Annotated in this window: 26 protein-coding genes; 6 read left to right on the top strand and 20 right to left on the bottom strand. The window is 65.1% G+C overall.

What is annotated here, in order from left to right:
* From QGV55_RS10410 to erpA, 16 genes are all read right to left on the bottom strand, one after another.
* A complete protein-coding gene (locus QGV55_RS10410; RefSeq protein ID WP_281016874.1) occupies window positions 1-1,176 on the bottom strand; it encodes an ABC transporter permease in 1,176 nt (391 codons plus the stop codon).
* Window positions 1,173-2,198: an ABC transporter permease gene (locus tag QGV55_RS10405; protein ID WP_281016875.1), complete on the bottom strand. Its 1,026-nt coding sequence runs from the start codon at window positions 2,196-2,198 to the stop codon at window positions 1,173-1,175. Before QGV55_RS10405 ends, QGV55_RS10410 begins: the two co-directional genes overlap by 4 nt.
* A gap of 23 nt (window positions 2,199-2,221) precedes the next feature.
* Window positions 2,222-4,150, bottom strand: coding sequence for an ABC transporter substrate-binding protein (locus QGV55_RS10400; RefSeq protein ID WP_281016876.1), 1,929 nt, complete (start codon window positions 4,148-4,150; stop codon window positions 2,222-2,224).
* On the bottom strand, window positions 4,147-6,045 hold the full coding sequence (locus QGV55_RS10395; RefSeq protein ID WP_281016877.1) for an ABC transporter ATP-binding protein: 1,899 nt from the start codon (window positions 6,043-6,045) through the stop codon (window positions 4,147-4,149). Before QGV55_RS10395 ends, QGV55_RS10400 begins: the two co-directional genes overlap by 4 nt.
* Window positions 6,042-6,551: a hypothetical protein gene (locus QGV55_RS10390; RefSeq protein WP_281016878.1), complete on the bottom strand. Its 510-nt coding sequence runs from the start codon at window positions 6,549-6,551 to the stop codon at window positions 6,042-6,044. Before QGV55_RS10390 ends, QGV55_RS10395 begins: the two co-directional genes overlap by 4 nt.
* A complete protein-coding gene (locus QGV55_RS10385; RefSeq protein ID WP_281016879.1) occupies window positions 6,548-7,681 on the bottom strand; it encodes a glycosyltransferase in 1,134 nt (377 codons plus the stop codon). The genes QGV55_RS10390 and QGV55_RS10385 overlap by 4 nt, the downstream gene beginning before the upstream one ends.
* Window positions 7,678-8,259, bottom strand: coding sequence for a histidine phosphatase family protein (locus QGV55_RS10380; RefSeq protein ID WP_281016880.1), 582 nt, complete (start codon window positions 8,257-8,259; stop codon window positions 7,678-7,680). The genes QGV55_RS10385 and QGV55_RS10380 overlap by 4 nt, the downstream gene beginning before the upstream one ends.
* 14 nt (window positions 8,260-8,273) lie before the next feature.
* Window positions 8,274-9,356: a glycosyltransferase family 4 protein gene (locus QGV55_RS10375; protein ID WP_281016881.1), complete on the bottom strand. Its 1,083-nt coding sequence runs from the start codon at window positions 9,354-9,356 to the stop codon at window positions 8,274-8,276.
* A gap of 12 nt (window positions 9,357-9,368) precedes the next feature.
* Window positions 9,369-9,926, bottom strand: a complete 558-nt coding sequence (locus tag QGV55_RS10370) for a demethoxyubiquinone hydroxylase family protein (RefSeq protein WP_281016882.1) — start codon at window positions 9,924-9,926, stop codon at window positions 9,369-9,371.
* Window positions 9,926-10,417 (bottom strand): disulfide bond formation protein B, encoded by a 492-nt coding sequence (locus QGV55_RS10365; protein ID WP_281016883.1) that lies wholly within the window; start codon window positions 10,415-10,417, stop codon window positions 9,926-9,928. The genes QGV55_RS10370 and QGV55_RS10365 overlap by 1 nt, the downstream gene beginning before the upstream one ends.
* Window positions 10,418-10,508: 91 nt before the next feature.
* On the bottom strand, window positions 10,509-10,874 hold the full coding sequence (locus QGV55_RS10360; protein WP_281016884.1) for a group 1 truncated hemoglobin: 366 nt from the start codon (window positions 10,872-10,874) through the stop codon (window positions 10,509-10,511).
* Window positions 10,875-10,992: 118 nt separating this feature from the next.
* Complete coding sequence (locus QGV55_RS10355; protein WP_281016885.1) at window positions 10,993-11,901, bottom strand: sterol desaturase family protein; 909 nt, start codon at window positions 11,899-11,901, stop codon at window positions 10,993-10,995.
* The gene (locus QGV55_RS10350) at window positions 11,898-12,332 is read right to left on the bottom strand and encodes a hypothetical protein (protein ID WP_281016886.1); all 435 of its coding nucleotides are present in this window, start codon (window positions 12,330-12,332) and stop codon (window positions 11,898-11,900) included. The genes QGV55_RS10355 and QGV55_RS10350 overlap by 4 nt, the downstream gene beginning before the upstream one ends.
* Window positions 12,319-12,750 (bottom strand): GFA family protein, encoded by a 432-nt coding sequence (locus QGV55_RS10345; protein ID WP_281016887.1) that lies wholly within the window; start codon window positions 12,748-12,750, stop codon window positions 12,319-12,321. Before QGV55_RS10345 ends, QGV55_RS10350 begins: the two co-directional genes overlap by 14 nt.
* On the bottom strand, window positions 12,750-13,523 hold the full coding sequence (locus tag QGV55_RS10340; RefSeq protein ID WP_281016888.1) for an exodeoxyribonuclease III: 774 nt from the start codon (window positions 13,521-13,523) through the stop codon (window positions 12,750-12,752). The genes QGV55_RS10345 and QGV55_RS10340 overlap by 1 nt, the downstream gene beginning before the upstream one ends.
* 51 nt (window positions 13,524-13,574) lie before the next feature.
* Window positions 13,575-13,931, bottom strand: a complete 357-nt coding sequence (gene erpA / locus QGV55_RS10335; RefSeq protein WP_281016889.1) for an iron-sulfur cluster insertion protein ErpA — start codon at window positions 13,929-13,931, stop codon at window positions 13,575-13,577.
* A gap of 170 nt (window positions 13,932-14,101) precedes the next feature.
* On the opposite strand from erpA, the gene argS reads away from it, so the two are divergent.
* From argS to scpB, 5 genes are read left to right on the top strand one after another with little or no spacing between them, the layout of a single operon-like run.
* The gene (argS, locus tag QGV55_RS10330; protein ID WP_281016890.1) at window positions 14,102-15,850 is read left to right on the top strand and encodes an arginine--tRNA ligase; all 1,749 of its coding nucleotides are present in this window, start codon (window positions 14,102-14,104) and stop codon (window positions 15,848-15,850) included.
* Window positions 15,850-16,659, top strand: a complete 810-nt coding sequence (locus QGV55_RS10325) for an SPOR domain-containing protein (protein WP_281016891.1) — start codon at window positions 15,850-15,852, stop codon at window positions 16,657-16,659. Before argS ends, QGV55_RS10325 begins: the two co-directional genes overlap by 1 nt.
* Window positions 16,660-16,707: 48 nt before the next feature.
* Entirely contained in the window at window positions 16,708-17,703 is a 996-nt protein-coding gene (gene nagZ, locus QGV55_RS10320; RefSeq protein ID WP_281016892.1) for a beta-N-acetylhexosaminidase, read from the top strand.
* Window positions 17,704-17,753: 50 nt separating this feature from the next.
* The gene (locus tag QGV55_RS10315) at window positions 17,754-18,554 is read left to right on the top strand and encodes a ScpA family protein (RefSeq protein WP_281016893.1); all 801 of its coding nucleotides are present in this window, start codon (window positions 17,754-17,756) and stop codon (window positions 18,552-18,554) included.
* Entirely contained in the window at window positions 18,554-19,177 is a 624-nt protein-coding gene (scpB, locus tag QGV55_RS10310) for an SMC-Scp complex subunit ScpB (protein ID WP_281016894.1), read from the top strand. The genes QGV55_RS10315 and scpB overlap by 1 nt, the downstream gene beginning before the upstream one ends.
* A 239-nt stretch (window positions 19,178-19,416) precedes the next feature.
* Here scpB and QGV55_RS10305 read toward each other — a convergent pair whose 3' ends face one another.
* A complete protein-coding gene (locus tag QGV55_RS10305) occupies window positions 19,417-20,694 on the bottom strand; it encodes a nucleotide sugar dehydrogenase (RefSeq protein ID WP_281016895.1) in 1,278 nt (425 codons plus the stop codon).
* A gap of 100 nt (window positions 20,695-20,794) precedes the next feature.
* On the opposite strand from QGV55_RS10305, the gene mazG reads away from it, so the two are divergent.
* Window positions 20,795-21,613, top strand: a complete 819-nt coding sequence (gene mazG / locus QGV55_RS10300; RefSeq protein WP_281016896.1) for a nucleoside triphosphate pyrophosphohydrolase — start codon at window positions 20,795-20,797, stop codon at window positions 21,611-21,613.
* 15 nt (window positions 21,614-21,628) lie between these two features.
* Here the strand turns inward: mazG and QGV55_RS10295 are convergent, their stop codons facing one another.
* From QGV55_RS10295 to QGV55_RS10285, 3 genes are all read right to left on the bottom strand, one after another.
* Window positions 21,629-22,117 carry an Lrp/AsnC family transcriptional regulator gene (locus tag QGV55_RS10295; RefSeq protein ID WP_281016897.1) on the bottom strand — a complete coding sequence of 163 codons (489 nt, stop codon included), beginning with the start codon at window positions 22,115-22,117 and terminating at the stop codon, window positions 21,629-21,631.
* Between the two features lie 114 nt (window positions 22,118-22,231).
* Window positions 22,232-23,791, bottom strand: a complete 1,560-nt coding sequence (locus QGV55_RS10290; protein ID WP_281016898.1) for a phosphatase PAP2 family protein — start codon at window positions 23,789-23,791, stop codon at window positions 22,232-22,234.
* Window positions 23,788-25,440 (bottom strand): glycosyltransferase family 39 protein, encoded by a 1,653-nt coding sequence (locus QGV55_RS10285; protein ID WP_281016899.1) that lies wholly within the window; start codon window positions 25,438-25,440, stop codon window positions 23,788-23,790. Before QGV55_RS10285 ends, QGV55_RS10290 begins: the two co-directional genes overlap by 4 nt.
* Window positions 25,441-25,443 lie beyond the last annotated feature (3 nt).

Genomic DNA, 25,443 nt, shown 5'->3' with positions numbered 1-25,443 from the left:
CTACTTGTAGGGGTCAGCCGCGTCACGCAATCCATCACCCAGGAAGTTGAACGCCAGCACAACGACGATGACAGGCACCATGGGCCAGAGCAGCCAGGGGGTCAGGACGACAGCGTTCAGGTTCTGCGCCTCGTTCAGCAGGACACCCCATGACGTTATCGGTGGTCTGAGCCCGATCCCGAGGAAGGACAGTGCGGTCTCACCCAGGATCATGGCCGGGATCGAGAGGGAGGCCGAGGCGATCAGATGGCTCATGAAGCTCGGCAGCAGGTGCCGGCTGATGATGCGCGTCGGGCTGGCACCCATCAACTGCGCAGCGACCGTGAAGTCCTCTTCCCGCAACGCCAGCAGCTTGGAACGCACGGCGCGCGCCAGGGATGGCCAGTCGAACAGGGCAAGGATGACCGTGATGCCGAAGTAGATGAGCAATGGCGACCAGTTGGCGGGCAGGGCCGCGGACAGGGCCATCCAGAGCGGCAGTTCCGGGAAGCTGCGGATCATCTCGATGACGCGCATGATGATGTTGTCGACCCAGCCGCCGTAGTAACCGGCCAGGCCCCCCATCACGAGCCCCATGATGAACGACAGCGTGATGCCGATCAGACCGACGGTCAGCGAGATACGCGCGCCATAGACGATGCGGCTGAAGATGTCGCGTCCCAGTCTGTCCGTGCCGAACAGGAAGAACGTTCCCCCCTCCGCCGGACAGACGAAGTGGAAACTGCCCTCGATCAGGCCGAGATACTCGTACTCGTCGCCGAAACAGAAGAACTGCAGCGGCTGCACCTGTGTCTTGTCCTCGGTGTAGATACGCTGCCGCATGACCTGATCCTTGGTCAGCGTGTAGCCATAGACGAAGGGACCGACGAATTCGCCTTCGTGAAACAGGTTGATGGACTGCGGCGGAGCCAGGATGTGCTTGGCGTCGCGGGTATGCAGGTCGTAGGGGGCAACCATCTCGCTGATCACCACCGAGAGGTAGAAGATGGCGAGAATGATCCCGGCCACGACGGCGACCTTGTGGCGCTTGAACTTCCACCACATCAGCTGCCACTGCGACGCCAGATAGAATTTCTCCTGCTCCGGCGTCAGGGTCTCGCGCGACTGCGGATCAAAGGGCCGGTCATCGACCCAGTGGTCCAGCTGCTGCTTGTCGTCCTGATCGGTGACACTCATTTCGCGACACCTCCACCAAGCCGAATTCGGGGATCAAGCGCTGCCAGCAGCAGATCGGAAATCAGCATGCCGAGAACCGTCAGGAACGCCAGGAACATCAGGATCGATCCGGCCAGGTACTGGTCCTGGCTCTGCAGCGCCTGCAGCAGGATCGGTCCGAGGGTCGGCAACTGCATCACCACCGCGACGATGGCCGAACCGGAGACGATGGACGGCAACAGGTTGCCGATGTCGGCGATGAACGGGTTCAGCGCCATGCGCACCGGGTACTTCATGATCAGCTTGCCGCGCGGTACGCCCTTGGCGCGGGCGGTCACCACGTACTGGCGCTGCAGCTCGTCCAGCAGGTTGGCGCGCAGCCTGCGGATCATGCCTGCGGTGCCGGAGGTGCCGATGACGATGACCGGCGCCACCAGATGCGCGAAGACGGAGACGGCCTTGCCCCACGACCAGTCCTGACCGAGGTACTCGGGATCCATCAGGCCACCGATGGAGACACCGAACCACAGGTTGGCGAAATACATCATGATCAGCGCCAGCAGGAAGTTCGGGGTGGCGAGACCGAGATAGCCAAGGAACGTGAAGCCGTAGTCGCCGATGGAGTACTGCCGGGTCGCGGAATAAACGCCGATGGGAAAGGACACCAGATAGATGAAGAAGATGGTGGTGAAGTTCAGGATGCAGGACAGCAGCACCCGGTCGCCCACGACGTCGGACACGGGCATGTCCTGTTCGAACGCCCAGCCCCAGTTGCCCTGCAGCAGGCCATTGAAACCGGTCGGTCCGGGCCAGAAGCCCATCCACATGCCGTACTGGATGATCTCCGGCTGATCGAGGCCGTACTGCTTGCGCAGGAACTCGACCTTCTCCAGCGCCGCAGCCTCGCCCTGGGCCTGCAGTTCCTGAACCAGATTGGACAGATAGTCGCCTTCAGGAAGCTGAATGATCAGGAACGTGATCACGGAGATCGCGATCAGCGTCGGGATCATGATCAGCAGGCGATGAATGATGTAGGTGAACATCCGCTTTCACATCTTTCCGACGGTCAGGATCTGTTGCGCAGTTCTGGCGTGTCGTACCAGAAGCTGTCAGGGCGATAGAGTCCGAAATACGCACCGGGATCCCAGTGGTAGATACCTTCGCGCGGGACGTTGCGCAGTCCGCGCCGTACGACAATCGGCTGCGGGACGGAGGAGACGATGCCGATCGAGTAGACCTGCTCGGCATTGATCTCCAGGATCTCGTCCCAGATACGTTTCTTCTCGGCCCGCTCCGAAGCGAGGTCCCATTCCTCCACCAGCCGAACCAGCTTCGACGGAATCTCCATGTCGGGTGCCTCGCCCATGGTGCCGCCGGACTCGTGGTACAGGCCCCATTTCGGCCATTGCAGGCCAAGCTGGCTGGTGGGGGCCAGTTCCTCGGGGCTGGTATTGGGCGTTGCCAGACCGGCCTGAATGCCTGTCCAGACGGAAATCTGTGCCAGACCGGCATAGACCCGGTTGCGGAAGGTGTCGCGCTGTGACGGCTTGATGAACATCTTCACGCCGACCTCGCGCCAGGTCTCCTCGATCAGTTCCAGGATGTCCGTCTGCTGCGGGTCCTCGCCGGATGTCTCGACAATGATCTCCAGCTTGCGCCCGTCAGGCAGCAGGCGGATACCGCCCGGCCCCTTCTTCGTCAGGCCGATCTCGTCCAGCAGCCGCCGTGCCGCCTTCTTGTCATAGCGCGTCCAGTCGCCCTGATACTCGGGCTTGAAGAGCGGACTGCGTTCCAGAACCAGATTGCTGGCCGCTTCCGCATCACCGAAATAGACAACCTCGTTGATCAGTTCGCGGTCGATGGCGAGGGACAGCGCGCGCCGGAACCGTACATCACGGAACAGGTCGCGATAGACCGGATCGTCATAGTTCAGGTTGGGGTACAGGGCGACCGTCGCACCCATCGCCTGCCGCCAGGCCAGGGTATCGTAGTTGCCGCGATCCTCCGCCTGTTTCAGGAAGGTCCAGTCGGTCAGCGCCAGCCCCAGGGCCTGAAGGTCGGTCTGGCCCGAGCCGGCCTGCGCCGCGATCAGCGCGGGGGCTGCAACCGTCAGGATGAAGCGGTCGACGTAGGGGAGCTGACGACCGTTCTCGTCGATCTTGTGATAGAACGGATTGCGCAGTCCCACAAAGCGGCCCGACGACTTGTCCTTGGTCGAGTTCTTCCAGGGTTGCAGGGTCGGCTGCTTGATATTGTCGAACCGGTACATGCGGTCACGCCGGTTGTGCAGCGATGCCCAGCTTGGACGCCTGCTGTCCTCCACGGCCTTCGCAAGTTTCTCCGGGTCGGCGTACCTGACATGAAACCGGCGCAGGTAATGTGCCGGACGATAGATGAACAGCGGCGATGCACCGGCGATGCGCGGCAGGAAGTAGGGGTTCGGCTTCGGCCAAGTGTAGCGGACCGTATGCGCGTCCGGAAACTCGACGATCGGCGGGGCACCATCGACCAGCATGTAGGAGGGGATGCCGCCGGGATTGAGTTCCTCGTTCAGCACCACGTCTTCCCACCAGTAGCGGAAATCTTCGGCCGTGAAGGGGGCACCGTCCGACCACTTGTGACCGCGGCGCAGGTGGAACGTGAAACTGCGCCCCTCCACGACCTCCAGGTCGCGGACCAGATCGGGCTCCAGCTCATATTCCTGATTGTACCCCACCAGACGGGCGTAGCTGTAGACCACCATGTGGCGCAGATAGCGCTCACGCGGGATCAGCATGTTGATATCGCCGCCCTGGATGCCAGGCGCGCCATCGGTGCTCGCAAAACTCACGATGAACGGTTCGTCGGGAATGCGTTCCTGGATCCGCGGCAGTTCGCCCGCCTTCACCGCCTCTTCCAGCATGGGCGTCTCGATCAGGCCCTGCGCCGATACGCTGGCGGCAAGCCCCATGCCCAGGGTGGCCGCGATCAGGGTTGCCGGGATACGGAACCTCATGCCGCAAGCTCCTTCGCGTCGGTGGAGGCTGCCACCCGGACAAAATGCTCCGAGCCCAGGTCCAGCAGTGTCATCTCCGTATGCGCGTCAACGGTGAAGGGCGCGGGCCATTCCTCCGGGATCGACGCCTTGCCCTCCATCAGTGCCGACAGGTCCAGCCGGTCCGAAGGATCGGGCTTCGGCACCGCCTTCAGCAACGCGCGGGTATAGGGGTGCACCGGGTTGCGGAAGAGTTCCTCCCGCGGGGCCGTTTCCACCAACCGGCCACGGCACATCACGGCAATGCGGTCGGCCATGTAGTCGATGACCGCCAGGTTGTGCGAAACGAACAGATAGGTCAGGCCCATCTTCTCCTTCAGGTCCTTCAGCAGGTTCAGCACCTGCGCCTGAATGGACACGTCCAGCGCCGAGACCGGCTCGTCGCAGATCAGCAGTTCGGGTTGCAGGGCCAGGGCGCGGGCGATGCCGATACGCTGTCGCTGACCGCCGGAGAAACTGTGCGGATAGCGGCGCAGGAAACGCACATCCAGCCCGACCAGTGACATCAGTTCCTTCACCCGTTCGACGCGCTCTTCCTTGTCCGCCACCTTGTGGATCACCAGCGGCTCCGAGATGATATCGAAGACCGTCATGCGGGGATTCAGGGAACTGAAGGGGTCCTGGAACATGAACTGGACCTTGCGGCGATAATCGAACAGCTTCTTGCCGCGCAGCTTCAGCACATCGACCTGGGTGCCACTGTCGTTGAACAGCACATCGCCGCTGTCGGGACCCAGGGCGCGCATGATCACCTTCGACGTGGTGGTCTTGCCGCAGCCGGATTCGCCAACCAGTCCCAGGCATTCGCCGCGATTGATGTGGAATGACACGTCATCCACCGCCAGCACGCGACCCGCGTCCTTGCCGGACAGGATGCCGGTCTTGCGGGTGCCGTAGCTCTTGGTCAGGCCACGGATCTCCAGCAGCGGTTTCCTGGCATCCGGCGCATTCTCCGGCCAGGGCTTGCGCGGCTGCAGCAGCGCCCCGTCCAGTTCCGCCTTGATCTCCCGGATCGGGACCAGCCGCTCCCCCACGGCCATGTCGAAGCGCGGCACGGCCCGCAGCAGGGCCTGCAGGTAAGGGTGTTGCGGCGCGGCGAAGAGGTCGGTCAGCGTCCCGCGTTCCATCACACGGCCGTGGTACATGACCACGATCTCGTCAGCCATGTTGGCGACCACGCCCAGATCGTGCGTGATCATGAGGATGGCCATCCCCAGTTCCTTCTGGAGATCGTTCATCAGCTTCAGGATCTGGGCCTGGATGGTCACATCCAGCGCCGTGGTCGGTTCGTCGGCGATCAGCAGGGCAGGGCGGCAGACCAGTGCCATGGCGATGACCGCACGCTGGCGCAGGCCGCCGGAAAGCTCGAACGGATAGGTCGTCAGGGCCTTCTTCGGGTTCGGAAAGCCGACCAGCCGCAGCATCTCCTCCGAAATCTCCAGGCCCTGCTTGATGTTGGAGCGACCGTGGACACGCAGTGCCTCCGACACCTGATCGCCGATGGTGTGCAGCGGCGACAAACTGGTCATCGGCTCCTGAAAGACGATGGAAATACGGTTGCCACGGATGCCGCGCATCTCCGGCCCGTCGCGCTTCAGCTTGGTGATGTCGACGAAGCTGCCGCGCTTCTCCGTGTCGAACAGCAGGATCTCGCCCTGATTGATCTGTGCCGCCTTGGGCAGGATCCCCATGATCGCCTGCGAAATGACGGTCTTGCCCGAACCGGACTCACCGACCAGGGCGACGGTCTTGCCCTCCGGAACCCTGAATGAAACGCCATCGACGGCCTTGACCACGCCCTCGGGCACATGGAATTCGACCTTGAGATCGCGAACGCGCAATACGTTCGTGCTCATGCTTGTTCGTCTCCCGATTCGGTCGGAAGGTTCAGCCCGATTGCCCCGGCATTGTGCCGTGTAACGCCATCCAGACGCGCCCCGTTGGCCAAGGCCCCGCGGCAGACGGTATCGGCAAGTGCCTTGAAACCGTCCAGCGTCTGGTCAACGCGGATCGTCGTGCCGCCCCCCTTGATGACCAGTTGCATCCAGCCTGCCGAGCGATCCCGCCAGGTCGAATAATATCTTATCCGCACTTCCCCTAGCCCATTCCAGGTGACAGAACGATGAAGCAGACCGGTGAATCTTATGCCCACCCCGTCCGCAACGACACGACTGGAATGCCGGATCGCCGTCCTGATCCCGAAAGCCGCAAAAAGCAGTGCGAGCCCCCCAAGCAACCAGAACATGACAGAAGAAACTTCGACAAACAATGCTGGTGCGCCGAATGTTGTGAGGCCGATCACGGCTCTCAGATAGTCCCTCCAGATCGCCCGCAGAGGGTAGCGGCAGGACAGCGGTGTCATGGTGCCACCCCATGCATCAGGGCCGCGGCAGCCTTGTCACCCATGTCCAGTTGAATGTGATTTGCAGCCATTCGCCGAAGCCTTGCGGCGGTGTCGATCGCGGCGATCAGACTGTCCGTGGTCAGCCGGGATTCCGCCACGACCGGGTAGCCCATGGCGGCAAAGCGCTCCGCCCGTCGCGTCTGCTCGGTCTCTGCCCCGCCCGCGAAGGGGACCATGACCGCAGGCGTGCCGGTCGCCAGCAGTTCCGCTGCAGTGTTGTAGCCGATCTGCCCGATGGCCAGCCTTGCCACCGCCAGGCGATCCGTGAAGTCGGGGGCGACGGGTTCGAAGATGGCTCCCGGACCGGCCAGATCGCGCCAGTGAGCTAGCTTGTCGGCGGACACGTTCGGGCCATGTCTGAAGCGCCAGACGAGATGGCCGAGAGCCGACGACCTGCGCGCTGATGCAGCGGCTGTGAACAGGGCATCGCCCACTGCGCCGCCACCGGCGCTGACCAGCACTTCACCCTCTTCGGCAGGAGACGCGACGGGCTGTGCGTCGGTCAGATAGCCCGTATGCAGGACAGTGCCCCGATAGCGGTCCAGGAACGGCGCACTGTCCTGCAGGGGCAGGAAGTCCGCATCCCCGTGCGCGACAACCAGTCTGTAGTAGCGGTTGAGCCATTCCAGCATTTCGGTCTGCCGCCTGGGGCGATGGTTCACGATATCGCGGACGGAACAGGCGATAGTCCGGCAATGCCGGTCGCGATACGCCATCTCCAGCAAGGGCAGCATCTCGAATCGCAATTGACGACGACCAAAGGGAAACAGTTCAGTGACAAGGAGTTCCGGGCGAAAATCCTCATATTGGTTGAGCAGCCGATGGCATCGGTCGCGGCGGAAATCGTCGTCGATCGGCTGATCATTTCCGTCGACCAGCGTGGCGAAGCTCGCATCCGACGCCTGTATCGACGGCAGTTGGATGTGTCGCACTCCGGGGCGGGTCACGATCTGCGGTGCCTCCCGCCCGCCGGAGAGCAGCGCCACATCCATGCCAGCCCGGTCGAGGGCGTTGGCAAGACGCGCCGCCCGGCTCAGGTGGCCGACACCGAGCAGATGCTGGACATGGATCATCGCGCGACTGGTCATGCAGCGACCAGCGGGATGTTCAGCCGGTCGATGCGGAGCCTGCCGTCATCGAAAAGGAATGTCTGCGCCATGTGCCACTTGATAGCGAACGGTGGATCAGAGGTCATGTCCCAACCGCTCGCCCGGGCCAGCGCGGCGCGGATGACACCCTTGTGGCTGACCAGGACCAGTGCGGACTCCTCACGGCTGCTCAGGAAGTCGAGCAGGCGGGTGGCGACCTCCGCAGGTGTTTCGCCACCGGGCGGACGCATGTGAATGCCGCGCGCTTCACTGCGGCGCATGCCCGCCGGATCGGCGGCTATCAGATCCGCGTGGGTATGGCCCTCCCAATCGCCGAAGTTCATCTCCATCAGCCGCGCGTCCGTTGTATGGGGGCGACTGCCGGACAGGATCCGCGCCGTCTCCGTCGCACGCGTCAGCGGGCTGCTGATCCAGACCTCCGCATCCTGTGCCGGTGCCAGCCTCAGACCTTCCAGCGCCTGCCGCCCCGTGTCCGACAGGGGAATATCGGTGCGGCCCTGTATGCGCCTTTCGGCATTCCATGCCGTCCGGCCATGGCGGAGCATGGTTATGCGCATCGGTTTCGGCGTCCCTATCTGACCAGTTCTCTGAGGATCATATCCAGATTCCGTGACGCCGCCGCGAAACCGTGCTGAACCGTTGCCCGGCGCCAGGCTTCACCCCCCATGCGCCTGCGAACCGCTGGTTGCCGCAACAGGGCACGGATGGCAAGCGTCAGGGCGTGGCGGTCGTGCGGTTCCACCAGCAATCCGGTCCGCCCGTGCACGACCACGTCCGGCACGCCGCCGGTGCGACCGGCCACGGTGGGAAGTCCCATGCAGGCGCCTTCCACCAGCGCCATCCCGAATGCCTCGTTGACCGCAGGCCAGACCATCAGGTCGTGGTCGCGCATGATCCCGGCCAGACGGGAAGGGGCAACCCGACCGTGCCAGGTGACCCGGTTCCGAACGGGCGCAAAGGCGTTGCGTACCTGCCGCGCGACTGGGCCGTCGCCGACAATGGCAAGCCGCCAGTCTGCCGACGCGAGGCCGCGCAATGCGGCCGCCAGTTCCCTGTACGACGCAAGCTTGTCGCCGGGGCGCATCATGCCGATGGCAAGCAGCCGCACGGTCCGGCACACCGGCCGCTGTTTGCCCGGACGCGGCCGGGTCCGGATGAACGGCGGAATGGCGTGGAGCCGCCCGGGGGCGACAAGGTCGAAGAGGCCCGCCTCGTCCGACCGGTTGAGGGGCAGGACGGCATCCGCATCCTGTATGGCCTGACGGGCGCGGCGGGCGAAGTCCGCCCAGGGGCCTTCCAGCCGCTTCGGCGCATCGCTCGCTTCCGCGATAACGTAGGGAATGCCCAGCCGCTTGCAGATCTCCGGCCCGATCAGGTCAGGTGCCTTGTAGTAGACGTGATAGGTGAACCAGAGATCTGGCGGTCGTGCGGCGAGTTCCCCGGTCAGCCGCACGATCTCCGTCGCGGCCTCGTCCAGCAGTTGCTGCTGCCGTTCGGGATTTCCTTGCGGCTCCCGCGTTCGCAGGTGCGTGACCAGTTCGACCTCATGCCCGGCCTGGCGCAGGGCAGCCATCAGCAGGCGGGCAATCTGTCTGTCACCGGACGGTACCGGATGGTCCGGTGGTTTCAGCGGCGCGTGGAAGGCGATGCGCACGCGGGGGCGATCTCAGATCCGGGTCGAGAGCCAGATCGCCAGACGTGATCCGGCTTTCACGCCTGCCGTCAGCAACCCGTACCCCGGTGCATCCGCCGCGTCATGTTCGCGCGCGATGTCGCGATGCTCGATCTCCTCGGCCCGGAAGGTCTCGATGGTTTCCTGGAGTTCAGGCTCGGCACCCTCTGCGGCAAGTGCCTCGGTCTGCTGCGCGTAATGCGCGTCGATCACCTCTTCCACCGCCTCCGTGCAGGCCATCGCCGCCTTCTCGCCCATCAGCGCCGTGCCGGCCCCCAGGGCAAAGCCCGCCACGTGCCAGATGGGGGAGAGCAGCGTCGGTCTCACATGGCGTTCGTTGAGCAGGTCGTCGAAGGTCTTCAGATGTTTCTCTTCCTGTTCGGCCATGTGCCGGATGGTGTCTCCGGACGGCGCATTGCCCAGCACGGCAAGCTGCCCCTGATATATCCGCTTCGCCCCATATTCGCCTGCCTGATCGACCCGCAGGATACGCTCCAGCCGGGTGCGCTGGTCCAAATCGCCAGGCAGCGTGGGCCTGATCGTGCGTTCCATCAGCGGCTCCTGATCCGTTTGTCGATGAGCAGCAGCATCAGCACGGCCGACAGTGCCCCGAAGACAGCGTTCCAGCCCGCAATGGAGAGGCCGAGAAAGGCAAAGGGGATCTGGTCACAGCGCGCAGGCTGTGCCCCCATGACCTGCGCCTTGAGCGCCTCCAGCGAATCCGGGGTCGAAATGGCGCTGCAGGACTCCAGTCCGCGCCAGAGGCCCTGCTCGACACCGGCGTGAAACACGCCGAACCCGGCAGACAGGGCGAATGCAACCGCCGCCAGCAGCAACCAGTAGGCGGCTGCGCGCGGCAACAGCAAGGCCGGCACGGCAAGTGCCGCCGCGGCGACATAGGGCCAGCGCTGCCAGACACACAGCTCGCAAGGCGCCAGTCCGAAGCCATGCTGTGCCACCATGGCCGCTCCCAGGGCGATGACGGGTGGCACGATGATGGCCAGGGCCGGACGCCGGGCCAGATATGAAAGGCGACTGCTCATCGGCGAAACATGGCCGCTGGTTCCGATCCGGGCAACCGCGCAAACGTCGCGGTGTGCCTGCGTGTCTCTGACGCCGGAGGCTGGAAACCGGTCAGCGGTTCAGCACGGCGTCCTTCAGGCCCGCTGCGGCGCCCATGATCTGGCCGACCAGTTCGTCCGGCACGCCAAGTTCGACCAGCGTATCGTTCAGGTGTCCCGCCACGGCGTCGAAATGCGGATCACTCATCCCCTTCTCGGCGACCAGGTGCGCATGGGCGCGGCGCATGTAGGCGTCCACGCCAGCGGCCTCGTTCTTGAACAGGGCCGTGAAGAACGCCCGCTGCTTGCCGTTCTGGGCGCTCATGTCCACACCCTCGAACATCGGCACAAGCAGCGGATCAGCCAGGACCTTGGCATAGAAAAGGTTCACGGCCGCGTTCACGGCGGCATCGCCGCCAATCTGCTGGTGAATGGTCATTCTGGTTCCCCCGAACTCGTGACGCTGTTTGCCAACCCGACTGCCATGCGCGTTCGCGCGGGCTGGTTGTCCCCGACGCGTCAATTCTGCGGTGTCCGCCGTGGCAAGACAACAAGCTTCACGTACCCGCGCCGGGCGTTCTGGTTGCCATGGCGTGCCATTCGTCACGAATGACGGCGGAAGTCCGGCCATTGCCGTCCGGGCGCCAGCCCGGGGCGTGCCAGAGGTACCCCAGTGCATCGCGCCAGTTGCCCGCGGCCCGGGCATCGCGAAACATGTCCACCCATTCGTGAAAGGCGATGCGGATCGGATTGAAGGTCGCGATCTGGCGCACGATGCCGTAACGGCACGGCTCCTTATCGTCCTCGGGCACGAAAGTGCCGAACATCCGGTCCCAGATGATCAGGATTCCGGCGTAGTTCCGGTCGAGATAGCGCGGGTTCGTGGCGTGATGCACCCGATGGTGTGACGGCGTGTTGAAGATCCATTCGATGGGCGCGGGCAGGCGTCCGATGGCTTCCGTATGGATCCAGAACTGGTAGACGAGGCTGATGCCCATCGAGAAGGCGATCAGTGCCGGCGGAAAGCCGAGCAGGGGCAGCGGCGCATAGACGATGAAGGTCCCGGCGATATTGCCTGTCCAGGTCTGCCGCAGTGCTGTCGAGAGATTGTAGTGCTGCGACGAGTGGTGGTTGATGTGCGCCGCCCACCAGAAGCGATGCTCATGGCTCAGGCGATGGAACCAGTAGTAGCAGAAGTCCTGCGCGAACAGGATCGCGACGAAGGCCCACCACTGGAAACCGATGTCGAACAGGCGGATCTCGTAGAGCGCGCGGATCATCCCGTAGATCAGCACCACGAAAGGGATGCCGGTCGCCAGGTTGCCCACCCCCATGATCAGGCTGGCCGCAGTGTCCTTCAATTCGTAGCGCACGGAACGCAGCCTGAAATAGCCAAGCGCCAGTTCGGCAATCATCAGGACAATGAAGGCGGGAATCGCCAGCGCGACCGGATCGGGCAGTTTCATGACGTGGATTCCTTCCGTGCGGCCATCTCGCCATAGAGCATCAGCACCTTGCGCCAGCGATCCAGCGTCTCCGGGTCGGTCAGCGTGATGGCGAAGGGCGGCTGGCCATAGGACCTGAAGCGCACCTGCAGGCGTGGCGGGTCCCCGTCGATGGCGATGCCACGGATGTCGTCCGGCCCCGGCACGGTGATCGCCGCGTGATCGCCCATCGCACGCACGACCGCCAGGGCACTGCGGTCCTCCAGCCATGCCATGGCGGCCCGGCCGTCGTCGGCAACGGTGATCGTCACCGGTGCGTAGCCTTCGGCGCGCAACGCCTGGTCAACCGTCGTGCGGTCGAGGCGGATATTGCGTCGCCCCCCGGCCAGCCAGACCAGCGTCACCACGAGAATGATGCCCGCCAGCGGCAGGATGAAGTCAGTCGGTTTCACGCCGGAAAGGCTCCCCCGATCGTTCCTCCCCGGGCCATGCCGGCAGATCGGGCAGCAGGCCGGGCCACGCCGCGGCGGACGTCGCCCAGATCTGTTCCTTCGGGCGCAGCCGGGCCGGATCATCAAGGGTCAGGAGCCCGATGTCATAGGTCTCCGGTTCCCTGTCACCCTTCCAGTAGAGCGGCGTGCCGCAACTGCCGCAGTGGGCCCGTACCGCGATGTCGGATGATCGCCATTCGACGGGTTTCCCCTGCCAGGTCACCTGCGCAGCCGGAACGGAGAAATTGGCGAAATAGGGCGCACCAATCCACTGCTGGCAGATGCGGCAATGACAGACGCTGGCATAGGGTTCCGGCGTGCTGACCGAATAGCGCACGGCACCGCAGAGACAACCGCCCGTCAGTGGAGTGTCCACCATCAGATTTCCTCCAGCTCCACCCAGGCCGGCGTGTGATCGGACGGGCGTTCCCCGCCGCGTGGTGCCTTGTCCACACCGCTGGCGAGCAACCGGTCCGCGGCTGTCGGCGACAGCAGCAGGTGATCGATCCTGAGACCATTGTCCTTCTGCCATGCGCCGCCGGTATAGTCCCAGTAGGTGTAGAAGTGCGGCTGCGGGTGAAAGGCGCGTATCCCGTCCGTCAGGCCGAGGTTGAGCAACTGCCTGTAGCGGTTGCGCGATTCCGGCCGGCACAGCGCATCGTCCTGCCACCCTTGTGGATTGTAGACGTCGTCGTCGGTCGGGCAGACGTTGTAGTCACCGGCGAGAACGAAGGTCTCGTCGTCGGCCAGCATCTGCTTCGCACGGTCGATCAGGCGATCCATCCAGCCGAGCTTGTAGTCGAATTTCGGGCCGGGTGCGGGGTTGCCGTTGGGCAGGTACAGGCCGCCGACGCGCACGCCGTCGATCGTGGCCTCCAGATAGCGTGCCTGCTCGTCCTCGTCATCGCCCGGCAGGCCGACCATCACGTCCTCGATCGGGCGCTTCGACAGGATCGCGACGCCATTGTAGGTCTTCTGACCGTGGACGGCGATGTTGTAGCCCAGATCCTCGATAGGCTCCGCGGGGAACTTCTCGTCAACGCACTTCAGTTCCTGCAGGCAGACAATGTCGGGCTGCGCCGAGGCCAGCCATTCTGTCACGCGCGGCAGCCGCGCGTTGATGGAATTGACGTTGAAGGTGGCAATGCGCATGACGGTTACTCCGGCTCGGTCGGAATTCCGTCTAGCACGCTGCGGGCACGGTTACATCACCGAGAAGGATGTGCCGCAGCCACAGGAGGCCGTCGCGTTCGGGTTCCGGACCTGAAAGGACGCGCCAATCAGTTCCTCGACATAGTCGAACTCCGACCCCTTCAGATATTCCAGGCTGACCGGATCGACCAGCACCGTGACGCCATCCTTCTCGATCCTGAGGTCTTCCTCACCGACCTCCGGGTCGAAGCCGAAGTCATACTGGAAGCCGGAGCAGCCGCCGCCGAGCACCTGGACACGCAGCTTCAGCCCGTCGCGCCCGTCATCGGCAATCAGTTCGGCGACGCGCTGGAAAGCGGCATCGGTGACGCGGAATTCGGTTGTTTCAGTTGCACTTGCTTCGGTCATGATCAGTCAATCATACAGATGTTTGCGGTCGCACGCACTTGCGTCGCTCAATCCGGGGATTTAGACCGCGCAGGACATTTGTCAATCGGTCCGGCACATCAAGGGGCGGTCGATTGGAAGGCAATGCGAAGTCCGATACGATCTGGTCTCCTCAATTCAAGCGAATCACAATGAACCTGTTCCGTCATTTCAATGATCTGGTCCGGGAGGCTGCGGCCTCCCTCGACGGTGCGCCGTCCGACATCAATGTCGGGCCGATCACCGTGGAGCCGCCCCGCGACCCGTCACATGGTGACCTGGCCACCAATGCCGCCATGGTGCTGGCCAAGCCGTTGCGCCGGAAACCGCGTGACATCGCGGAAATGCTGGTGCCGGCCATCCAGCAGATGGACGGCGTCGCGTCGGTGGAGGTTGCGGGTCCGGGCTTCATCAACATCCGGCTGGGCGATGCATTCTGGCAGGCACGGCTGACGGAGATCCTGCGGCGCGGCCCGGCCTACGGTGACTCCGACATGGGCAGGGGCGACCGGGTCAACGTTGAATATGTCAGCGCCAATCCGACCGGCCCGATGCATGTCGGGCACGCCCGGGGGGCGGTGTTCGGTGATGCGCTGGCCAGCCTGCTGGAAAAGGCGGGCTGGGACGTGACGCGGGAATATTACATCAACGATGCCGGGGCGCAGGTCGATGTGCTCGCCCGGTCGCTGCACTATCGCTACCGGGTGGCGCTGGGGCAGGACCCTGGCCCGATGGCGGAAGGCCTCTATCCGGGCGAGTACCTGATCGAACCGGCCCGGGCACTGGCGGAGCGGGATCAGGATCGCTGGCTGGATGCGGAGGAACAGGAGTGGCTGCTGCCGTTCCGCGAGTTCGCGACCGAACAGATGATGGCGCTGATCCGTGCCGACCTGCATGCGCTGGGGGTGGATCACGAGGTCTTCACGTCGGAACGGAAGCTGCACGCCGACGGCCGGGTCGAGGAGGCGGTGAGCGATCTGGAGGCACGCGGCATGGTCTATACCGGCGTGCTGGAACCGCCGAAGGGCAAGCTGCCGGAAGATTGGGAACCCCGCCCGCAACTGCTGTTCCGGGCCACCGAATGGGGCGACGATGTGGACCGGCCGCTGAAGAAGTCGGATGGGTCCTGGACCTATTTCGCCGCCGACATCGCCTATCATTTCGACAAGTTCAAGCGCGGCTTCCCGCAGATGATCGATGTGCTGGGGGCCGATCACGGTGGCTATGTGAAACGCATGGTTTCCGCGACCCGGGCCATCACCGGCGCAGAGACCGGCGGGTTGACCATCAAGCTCTGCCAGATGGTGCAGCTGCTGGACGACGGACAGCCGGTGAAGATGTCGAAACGCGCCGGCACCTTCGTCACCCTGCGGGACGTGGTGGACCGTGTCGGGCGGGATGTCGTGCGTTTCATGCTGCTGACCCGCAAGAACGAGGCACCGATCGACTTCGATTTCGCCAAGGTCACCGAGCAGTCGCGCGACAATCCCGTTTTCTACGTCCAGTACGCCCACGCCCGTTGCTGTTCCATCTTCCGCAATGCGGAGAAGGATGTGCCGGGCCTGGACACCTCGTCGGAGGCGGTGCGGGCGGCAGATCTCAGCCTGCTGAAGCATCCGGAGGAAATCGCGCTGATCCGGCTGATGACCGCCTGGCCGCGCCTGATCGAACAGGCGGCGGAGGCGTCGGAACCGCATCGGCTTGCCTTCTACCTCTACGACATGGCTTCCGCCTTCCACGGTTTCTGGACCCGGGGACGGGATGCGGAGGACCTGCGTTTCATCCATCCCGAGAACCCGGAACTCACCATGGCGCGGCTGGCGCTGGTTGACGGTGTGCGCACGATCATCCGCTCCGGCCTGCAGGTGCTCGGCGTGACACCGGTCGAGGAAATGCGCTGATGGCGGGCGGTGGCCAGACACTTGAAACACCAAATCCGGGGCGCTGGCGCCTGATCGCGGGGTTCGTGGTTCTGATGGCGCTGGCTGCCTTTGTCGTCGTCATGTGGTTCGTGTTTCAGGAAGACCAGACCGACGGTCGTGTCAGCACCGGCTCCGGCATTCCCGTGGTGCGTGCGCCTGATGGACCGGACAGGGAGCGGCCTGCCGATCCGGGCGGGGTGGAGGTGCCGGACCGCGACAAGTCGGTCTTCGAGACCTTCAACACGGGCGAACAGGACCGCACGCAGATGGTGGAGCGGCTGCTGCCGCCACCGGAGATACCGCTGCCTGAGACGGTTCCCCCCGCGCGGCCGGAGGCTGAGGGCCAGCAGGTAATCGATGTGGCGGAGCGTCCCGAACCCGTGTCACCGCCAGCGGAGACGGAATCCGCTGCCCCCGCAGCGGTTCCCGTCGCGCGCCCGGAACAGGAACCGGCGAAGACCATCGCTGATCTGGTGGCCAGGACAGAGCCGAAGCCCGCTGCGCAACCGGCGCCGAAGGCCGAGGCGGCTGCGCCCGCCGGGGAATGGCAGGTCCAGCTTGCCGCCTTCCGCGACGAGGCCTCCGCCAACGAGGCCTGGAAGGGCCTGCAGAAGAAGTTCCCGGATGCGCTCTCGGGCCTGAAACCGACGGTCATCCGGGCGGACCTGGGGGATCGCGGCATCTATTTCCGTCTGCGGACCGGCGACTTCGCCAGCAAGCAGAAGGCTGACGCATTCTGCCAGACGCTGGCGGCGAAGGGGCAGGGGTGCATTTCCGCCCGGCGCTGAAACCCGCTGCGGTTCGGGCGCATTGATCTTCAATGAGGGAGAGGTGACATGCTGCCGGTGATATTCGGACTGGCCGGGCCAGAGATCACGGATGCGGAGCGGCAGTTGTTCCGGGACGCTGATCCCGTGGGCTTCATCCTGTTCCGGCGCAGTATCTCCGACCCCGGACAGGTGCGCGCCCTGACCGACAGCCTGCGGAGCCTCACAGGCCGTGATGACACGCCCATCCTGGTGGATCAGGAGGGCGGGCGTGTGCAGCGCCTGCAGCCACCGCACTGGATGGCGCTTCCCGCCCAGGCGCGGATCGGTGCACTGGCCGATGCACCTGCCCGGCGCGCGGCCTGGCTGCTGGGCCGCCTGATTGCCCATGATGTGACCGGTGCCGGTTTCAATGTCGCCTGTGCGCCATGCCTCGACCTGCTGTGGCCCGAGACACATCAGGCCATTGGCGACAGGGCATTCGCCGCAGACGCCGAACGTGTTGCAGGGCTGGGCGGGCAGGTCATTGCAGGTCTGAAGGCCGGTGGCGCCCTGCCGGTGATCAAGCACATGCCCGGACACGGGCGTGCCACCAGTGACAGCCATTTCGACCTGCCGGTGATCGACTGCGACGTGGACACCCTGAAACATACCGATTTCCGGCCGTTCCGCCGTCTTGCCAGACAGTCACCGTTCGGGATGACAGGTCACCTGATGTATCCGGCCATCGACCCGGACCGGCCATCGACCCTGTCCCCGACCGTGATCGGGGAGGTCATGCGCATGTACTGCAACTTCGACGGCTTCCTGATGTCGGACGACATCGACATGAAGGCGCTGGACGGCACCCCGGTGGCGCGGGCGCTGGGAGCGCTGGAGGCCGGGTGTGATGCGGTGCTGCAATGCTCCGGCGACTTCGGGACCATGCAGGCGGTCGCCGATGCCCTGCCGCCGATCGGCAATCAGGCACGTGCACGCCTGTCGCTGGCAATGGCGGAGTTGCGGCGGCCGGAGGACTTCGACCCTGTCGCCGGTCTGGCCGAGTTGCAGGACCTGGTGGGCTGAGGCGCAGATAGGGAATCGGACTGGCTGGCTTCGTCTGCTAGGATTTGGCCATGAACGACACCCCGGTCCCCAGCAAGGAATTCGAGGAAGACCAGCCTGACGCGGAACAGGGCGCGCGGCTGGTTGTCGATCTTGGCGCCTACGAGGGGCCGCTGGACCTGCTGCTGGACCTGGCGCGGGACCAGAAGGTCGATCTGGCGCAGATCTCGATCCTGCGGCTGGCGGATCAGTTCGTCGCCTTCATCGAGTCGGCCCATCGTTTGCGGATCGAGATCGCGGCGGACTATCTGGTGATGGCGGCCTGGCTGGCCTATCTGAAATCCCGTCTGCTGCTGCCCGATCCCGAACCGGACGAGGAACTCAGCGGCGCGGAGATGGCGGCGCGTCTCGGCTGGCAGTTGCGGCGGTTGCAGGCGATGCGCAAGGCGGGGGAGCAGCTTTTCGGCCGGGCGCGGGAGGGGCAGGAGTTCTTCCGCCGTGGCGCGCCGGAGGGGGTGCGTATCCTGCGCCGCTCCGCCTGGGACTGTGATCTCTACGACCTGCTGCGGGCCTATGCGGCGCATCGGGAGTCCCAGGGCGACAGCGAGCCGCTGAAGGTCCGGCGCACGAATGTCTATTCGGTGGAACAGGCGCTGGAGCGGCTGCGGAGGCTGCTGGGGGCGATGCCGGAGTGGTCCAGCCTGCAGGCCTATCTGCCGAACAATGTCACCGACCCGTTCACCCGACGCTCCGCCACCGCCTCGACCCTGCTCGCGGCGCTGGAAATGGCGAAGCAGGGGGAGGTGGAGATCCGGCAGGGGCGCACCTTCGGCCCGATCTATGTCCGCAACCGTCGCGATGAGACCGACTGATGAGTGTTGACCGTAACCACGTCCGCATTGCCGAGGCGCTGCTGTTCGCCGCCAGTGAACCGCTGTCGCTGGAGCGTCTGAAACAGCGTCTGCCCGATGATGTCGACCCGGCGGATGTCATGGCGCAACTGGTCGCCGACTATCAGGGACGAGGGGTGGCGCCGGTTCAGGTGGCGGGGCGCTGGATGTTCCGCACGGCCCCCGATCTCGCCGACGCGCTGGAGGAGGAGCGGGTGTCGGAGCGCAGGCTGTCCCGCGCCGCCGTCGAGACCCTGGCCATCATCGCCTATCACCAGCCCACGACCCGGGCGGAGGTGGAGGAACTGCGCGGCGTCGCGGTCTCCAAGGGGACGATGGACGTGCTGATGGAAACCGGCTGGATCCGCCCGCGCGGCCGCCGCCAGACGCCGGGCCGCCCGGTAACCTGGGGCACCACGGACGAGTTCCTGATCCACTTCGGGCTGGAGAGCCTTGGTGACCTGCCAGGCATCGACGAACTGAAGGCCACCGGCCTGCTCAGCGCCGAACCCCGCGAACCCGGCCTGTTCGACGCCCAGGCACGGGAACAGATCGCCGCCGCGCGGGGGGAGGAGGGTGAAGGGACAGACACCGACACACCGTGATCCGATTTCGTCGGTGCGGCAGAGAGTTCCGAAATTGCTGCTGAACATGGCCATGTTCGCCCCTTCCCCCTCGACGGGGGAAGGTCGGGATGGGGGTGGATCGGCGAAGCCGATGCGGCGTCTGCTGCCTTTGCGGCAGCCTGTGGCTCCCCCCATCGACCGCTACGCGGCCACTTCCCCCGCAAGGGGGGAAGGGAAAGATCGCCCGACACGGGAATGGCCCGACATGAAGGGAGGACTCAAAGGCTCCAGTAGGCGATGTCGGGGCGCAGTTCGGTGGGATCGAGCACGGACTTGATGTCGACAACGATTGCGGAGGGACCGGCGAAGTCGTTGATCCACTTGGCGCCGCGCTCCAGATACTGCTTGTGCGCGACGGCCAGGATGATGGCGTCGGCACCTTCCATCTCCGCCTCGTCAACCAGCCTGTAGCCATATTCGGTGAAGGTTTCCTGCGGGTCGGCGATGGGATCGTGCAGCTTCACGGAGACGCCGAATTCCAGCAGTTCGTGCACGATGTCCGGCACCCGGCTGTTGCGCAGGTCGGTGACGTCTTCCTTGAAGGTCACGCCCAGCACCGCGAAGCTGGCGGAGACATCCAGCCTGCGCCGCCGTGCCATCATCTTCATGGCGCGCTGGGCGATGTAGGTGCCCATCTGGTCGTTGATGCGGCGACCGGAGAGAATGACCTCCGGATGGTAGCCCACGTCATCGGCCCGCGCCGTCAGGTAGTAGGGATCGACACCGATGCAGTGGCCGCCCACCAGACCGGGCTTGAAGGGCAGGAAGTTCCACTTGGTGCCCGCCGCGGCCAGCACGTCGGAGGTACGCAGGTTCAGCCGTTCGAAGATGATCGCCAGTTCGTTCATCAGGGCGATGTTCAGGTCGCGCTGCGTGTTCTCGATGACCTTCGCCGCCTCCGCCACCTGGATCGAGGGCGCGCGATGGATACCGGCCTGCACCACCGCACCGTAGATGCCCGCGATGCGCTCGGTGGTTTCGGCGTCCTGCCCGGCAACGACCTTGATGATGCGCTCTATCGTGTGCTCGCGGTCGCCGGGATTGATCCGTTCCGGGGAGTAGGCGAGCTTGATCTGGTCGTACTGGCGCAGGCCCGAGACGCGCTGCAGGATCGGGCCGCAGAATTCGTCCGTGACGCCGGGATAGACGGTGGATTCGATGGTCACCAGATCGCCGTCCACCAGATGCGGACCGATCAGTTCACAGGCCTTCTGCAGCAGGCTCAGGTCCGGCTGGCGGTTGGCGTTGATCGGGGTCGGCACGGTCAGGAAATAGACCGACGGCTCCGCCAGCATCGCCGGGTCGGAGGTGAAGGTGACGTCGCAGGCATCCAGCGTGACCTTGTCGACCTCGCCGGTGCGGTCGATGCCGCCCGCCAGCTCCGCGACACGATCCGCCTTGATGTCGTAGCCGACAACCCGGAACTTCTTCGCCAGGGCGACAGCCAGCGGCAGCCCCACATATCCAAGGCCGATCACGGCCAGCACTTCAGTCATGACTGCACGTCCAGACGGTCCCTGTGCGATTCGTCGTCTCAGCCTATGATGGCCCGGAAACCGTGGCTAGCTACCACGCCGATTGCGGAAGAGCCAGAGCATGATCGACAGTGATTTGGAGGCGGAGCGGCCCATGGACCGGCTGCTGCGCATCATGGCCGCTCTCAGGACGCCGGAGACGGGCTGTCCGTGGGATCTGGAGCAGGATTTCGAGACCATTGCCCCCTACACGATCGAGGAAGCCTACGAGGTCGCAGACGCCATTGCGCGCGGTGACATGGAGGATCTGAAGGGGGAACTTGGCGACCTGCTGTTCCAGACCGTGTTTCATGCCCGCATGGCGGAGGAAGCGGGTGACTTCGCCTTCGAGGACGTGGCAACGGCCATCGCCGACAAGATGGAGGTTCGCCATCCGCATGTCTTCGGCGCGCAGACGGGCATCGAGACGGCGGACGCACAGACGCTGAACTGGGAAAGCCAGAAGGCGCGGGAGCGGGCGGAACGGGCGGCACGGCAGGGCAGGGCAGCGTCCGCCCTGGACGGCGTGGCACTTGGCCTGCCGGCTCTGCTGCGGGCGGAGAAGATCCAGAAACGCGCCGCGCGGGTTGGCTTTGACTGGGCAGAGACCGCGCCGGTCATTGCCAAGGTGCGGGAAGAACTGTCGGAACTTGAGGCCGAGGTGAGCAGCGGTTCGGCGGCGCGGCAGGAGGAGGAGCTTGGTGATCTGCTGTTCGCGGTCGCCAATCTGGCCCGGCATCTGGGCCACGACTCGGAGGCTGCGCTGCGCAAGGCGACCGCGAAGTTCGAGAAGCGGTTTCATGCGGTCGAGGCTGCGATCACGGCGGAGGGGCGGTCGATGGACGATGCCACGCTGGCGGAGATGGACCGGCACTGGAACGCAGCCAAGCGTCAGGAATGACGGTCGGCCAAGCGGTTACTCCGGCGGTGTCGCCAGTTCCACCGGCACGCCGGGTTCATGCTTGCTCTCCCGGATCGCCAGTGATGTCTTCACGTGGGCCACATTGTCGGCGGCGGTGAGCTGCTCGGTCAGGAAGTGCTGGTAGGCGTCCCAGTCCTTCGCCACCACCTTCAGCAGGAAGTCGATCTCTCCCGCCAGCATGTGGCAGGCCCGCACCTGCGGCCAGCTTCGCACCATCTCCTCGAACGCCTTCAGGTCTGTCTCGGCCTGGCTCTCCAGCCCGACCATGGCAAAGACGGTCACGCCAAATCCCAGGTGTTCCGGCGTCAGGTCAGCATGGTAGCCTCGGATGTATCCCGCATCCTCCAGCGCCCGGACGCGACGCAGGCAGGGCGGTGCCGAAATGCCGACACGACGGGCCAGTTCAACGTTTGTCATCCGGCCATCCGCCTGCAGATCCGAGAGGATCTTCCGGTCGATCTCGTCAAGCTTTACACGCTGCATGGAAGTCCCTGTAAACGAAACTGGTCAGAAAGATGCTCCGGGCCGAGCAGTGCGCGCAACATTATTACTGGAATGGCAAATGCGCAATCATATCCTGTCGCAGATCGGCAGATTTCAGCCGTGGCGGCAACGCCGCCAGAACCGCCCCAGCATCCGTCCGAAGTCATGCACGGCGGCGCGGCTGTCGCGTCCCCAGCGGCGCAGGCTGCCCGGGCGGGCGCGCATGATGACGGGGTAGAGCGCGGTCGCGATCCAGACGTTGATCAGCCCGGCATAGGTCACATCGAACAGGTAATGGGAGCCGTTGAACATGCGCATCAGCCCGATGGCCACCCCGAACCACAGGGCCGCCTGCATCAGGCGACGGCGACGGCGTCCTGCGGCGAAGGCGATGGGCAGGGCAATCATGGCGAATGCCGCGCTGGCATCGCCGGAGACGAAGGAGCAGTTGCGGGCGCAGCCGTGCGTCGGGATCAGCGCGGGCTGGTACTGCTGCTCCCCGCCGAACTCGACCGTGTGCAGCGGGCGCGGGCGGTCCCACTGGTCCTTCAGCAGCAGGTTGGTGACCAGGCCGACGCCGATGCCGAAGACGGCCAGCACATAGAACAGCCGCCGCGCGGTAGCCTTCCGCCGCCAGCGCTTGCGGAACCCGTTCGCGGTCAGGCCCAGCGCGATGGCGACCAGCAGCCAGTAGAAGGTGGGGCGCAGGATGTCGTGAAACACGTCCCCGGCGATGGAATCGGTCAGCCAGAATTCATTGCCCTGCAGGTGGAACATCCGGGCGGCGATCCGGTCCAGCGGCGTGAACAGGGCCAGCGGTGCCAGAAGGAAAGCCAGTGCCAGGCAGTAGCGCCGATAGCGGGTGAGGCGGGAGCCGCCGTCAATGGGCAGCAGCGGGCCGGCGGATGCCGGACCGGCAGGGCGCGCCAGCCACCAGCGGCCGATCGGCAATCGCTTGATCGTGCCGTCCTGGCGCACGCGAAACACCCAGTTGCGCCGTGCCAGGAACCCTCTCAGCCACCAGGCGATGAAACCGCCCATGGCGGCACCGGCGATCACGTCGGACAGGAAGTGGGCATTGACTGCGATCCGCGCCAATCCGCCGATGACGGCGAAGGCGATCAGCCAGACCCGGAACCGGGGCAGCAGGAAGCACATGGCCACGGCGAAGGCGAACAGGGTCGTGGTGTGGCCGGAAGGGAAGGACTGGTGGCTCCAGTCAAAGGCGAACAGGCTCCAGTCGGCGGTCTCGCCCTCGGCCAGGTAGCGGGGCCGGGCGCGCCCGTAGATGATCTTGAAGACGTTGGTCAGAATGCCGGAAATGGCGATCGAGGCCACGACGTAGCCCGCCGCCGAGGCATCCCAGCCGTACAGTGCCCGGCGCGCGGGCCTGATGCTGGCGGAACGGAGCACCAGCGCGCCGAAGACGACGCAGCCGCCTGTCACCAGGCCCCACTTGCTGTTGCCCACGTCGCCCAGGACCTGCAGGGCGAGAATGGCGCGGCTGTCGCTGGCGAGGACCTGGCCCCGGATCCAGACATCCAGGCCGTAGGAACCGACGACGGCAAAGGTCAGGATCAGTTCGTAGACGGCGATCTGCCAGGGCAGCAGCCAGCGTCCCGCACTGCGGTCGCGGGTCGCCGCGCCCATCTGTTCCAGCCGGTTCGCACTCACTGGGCCGGCCCCGCCAGTCGGTAGAGGGAAATGCTCACTGTCTTGCCCTTGGCATAGTTGAAGCCCTGAACTTCATCCAGTTTCTCAACTCTTGCACCGGCAGCCGCGATGCGGTCAAGGAAATCACCCTGCAGTCGGGCCTCGACGGCAGCAATCTGGCAGGGCGTGCCATAAAGCAGCCTTGCCGCCGCACCTTCCGCGTGGGTCAGGTATGTATCCGTCGCGGTCAGGAACACCAGACTGGGTTCGTTGAACCCGGCGCTGATCAGATGCGGTTGCGGGCAGGTGGCAACGCGGCCGAAAGCATCAGCCAGGCGCGGTGAGACGAACGCCGGGTCCAGCCCCGGCAGGAACCGTCCGAAGACCACACCCGAGAACAGGATGGCGGCGACGAGGATGCCCGCAAGCTGCCCGCCACTGCGCCGTGTGCCCCGGAGGAACGACAGACCCAGCCAGAGGGCCGGGATCAGCAGAATGCCCGCAAAATGCCAGATGCCCAGCGACACACCTGCGCCGTCGGCCACGAACGGCATGGCCCCGGCAAGCGCCAGCGTGACAAGGCCCCAGAGCACCATCACCACGACCTGCCACCAGCGGGGGGCGCGGGCATCCACATCATGCAGCGCCGCCACCGCCAGGATGGCCAGCGCCGGGTAGGCGGGCAGGACGTAATGGGCGAGCTTTGTGGGCGTTGCGGCAAAGACGATCCAGGTGAACAGCGCCCAGCCGAGCAGCAGCAGCACCTCCGCCCGGCGGCGGCTGCGCCAGATCCAGGGCAGTGCCAGCAGGCCGAGGAAGGAGAAGGGCCAGAAGGTGACATTGGCCAGCGCCAGATAGAGGCCCGGCGGCGCACCATGGCTCTCCTGCCCGCCCGCGACCTTGGCAATCATGTCCTTGCCCACCGACTCGGCCAGGAAACCGCCGTCGCTGATGATGATGATGGCGATGTACCAGGGCAGGGCGACGATCAGGAACAGCGGGATACCGGTCAGGGGTTTCAGGTCGCGTATCCAGCCGACACCGCGTGTCAGCCAGGTCTGCGCGATGGCGAGGCCGATGACCGGCAGGAAGAGGATCGGTCCCTTCACCATGAACCCGGCGCCAGCCAGCGCCCAGAAGCCATGGGCGGGACCGTTGCCTCCACGTCGGCGCAGTGCCACCAGTATGCAGGCCAGCGCGCCCAGGATGCAGGCCAGCAGCAGCGCATCGGACTTGCCCGTGCGTGCCTCCACGTTCAGCAGGATGGAACTGGCCATGACCAGTCCCGCGCCGAAGCCCACACCGCCCGTGAACAGCAGCCCCCCGATGAAGGCGGTCAGCAGGACCGATGCGACGGCAGCGAGCAGGCTCGGCATCCGGTAGACCCAGATCTCGTCGCGGATGCCCGTCAGATGGACGGCCAGCGTCTGTACCCAGTAGATTCCGGCGGGCTTCTTGTGGCGCGGCTCCCCCTGGAAGCGGATGTCGATGTAGTCGCCGGTCTCCACCATCTGCTTCGATGCCTGGGCGAAGCGGCTCTCGTCGCGGTCGATGGGCGGCAGGCTGAACAGGCCGGGCAGGAAGAACGCCAGCGCGATCACTGTCAGCAGGCCGTAGCGCAGGGCGGCGGACCAGTCACCGATGCGGTCAAGCAGGCTCTGCGGGCTCATGCG

It is taken from the genome of Minwuia sp. IMCC3009, assembly GCF_029909415.1.
In the GTDB taxonomy this organism is placed as follows: domain Bacteria; phylum Pseudomonadota; class Alphaproteobacteria; order Minwuiales; family Minwuiaceae; genus Minwuia.
Note: the sequence above shows the minus strand (reverse complement) of the source record. Positions and strands in the feature narration are given on the sequence as shown.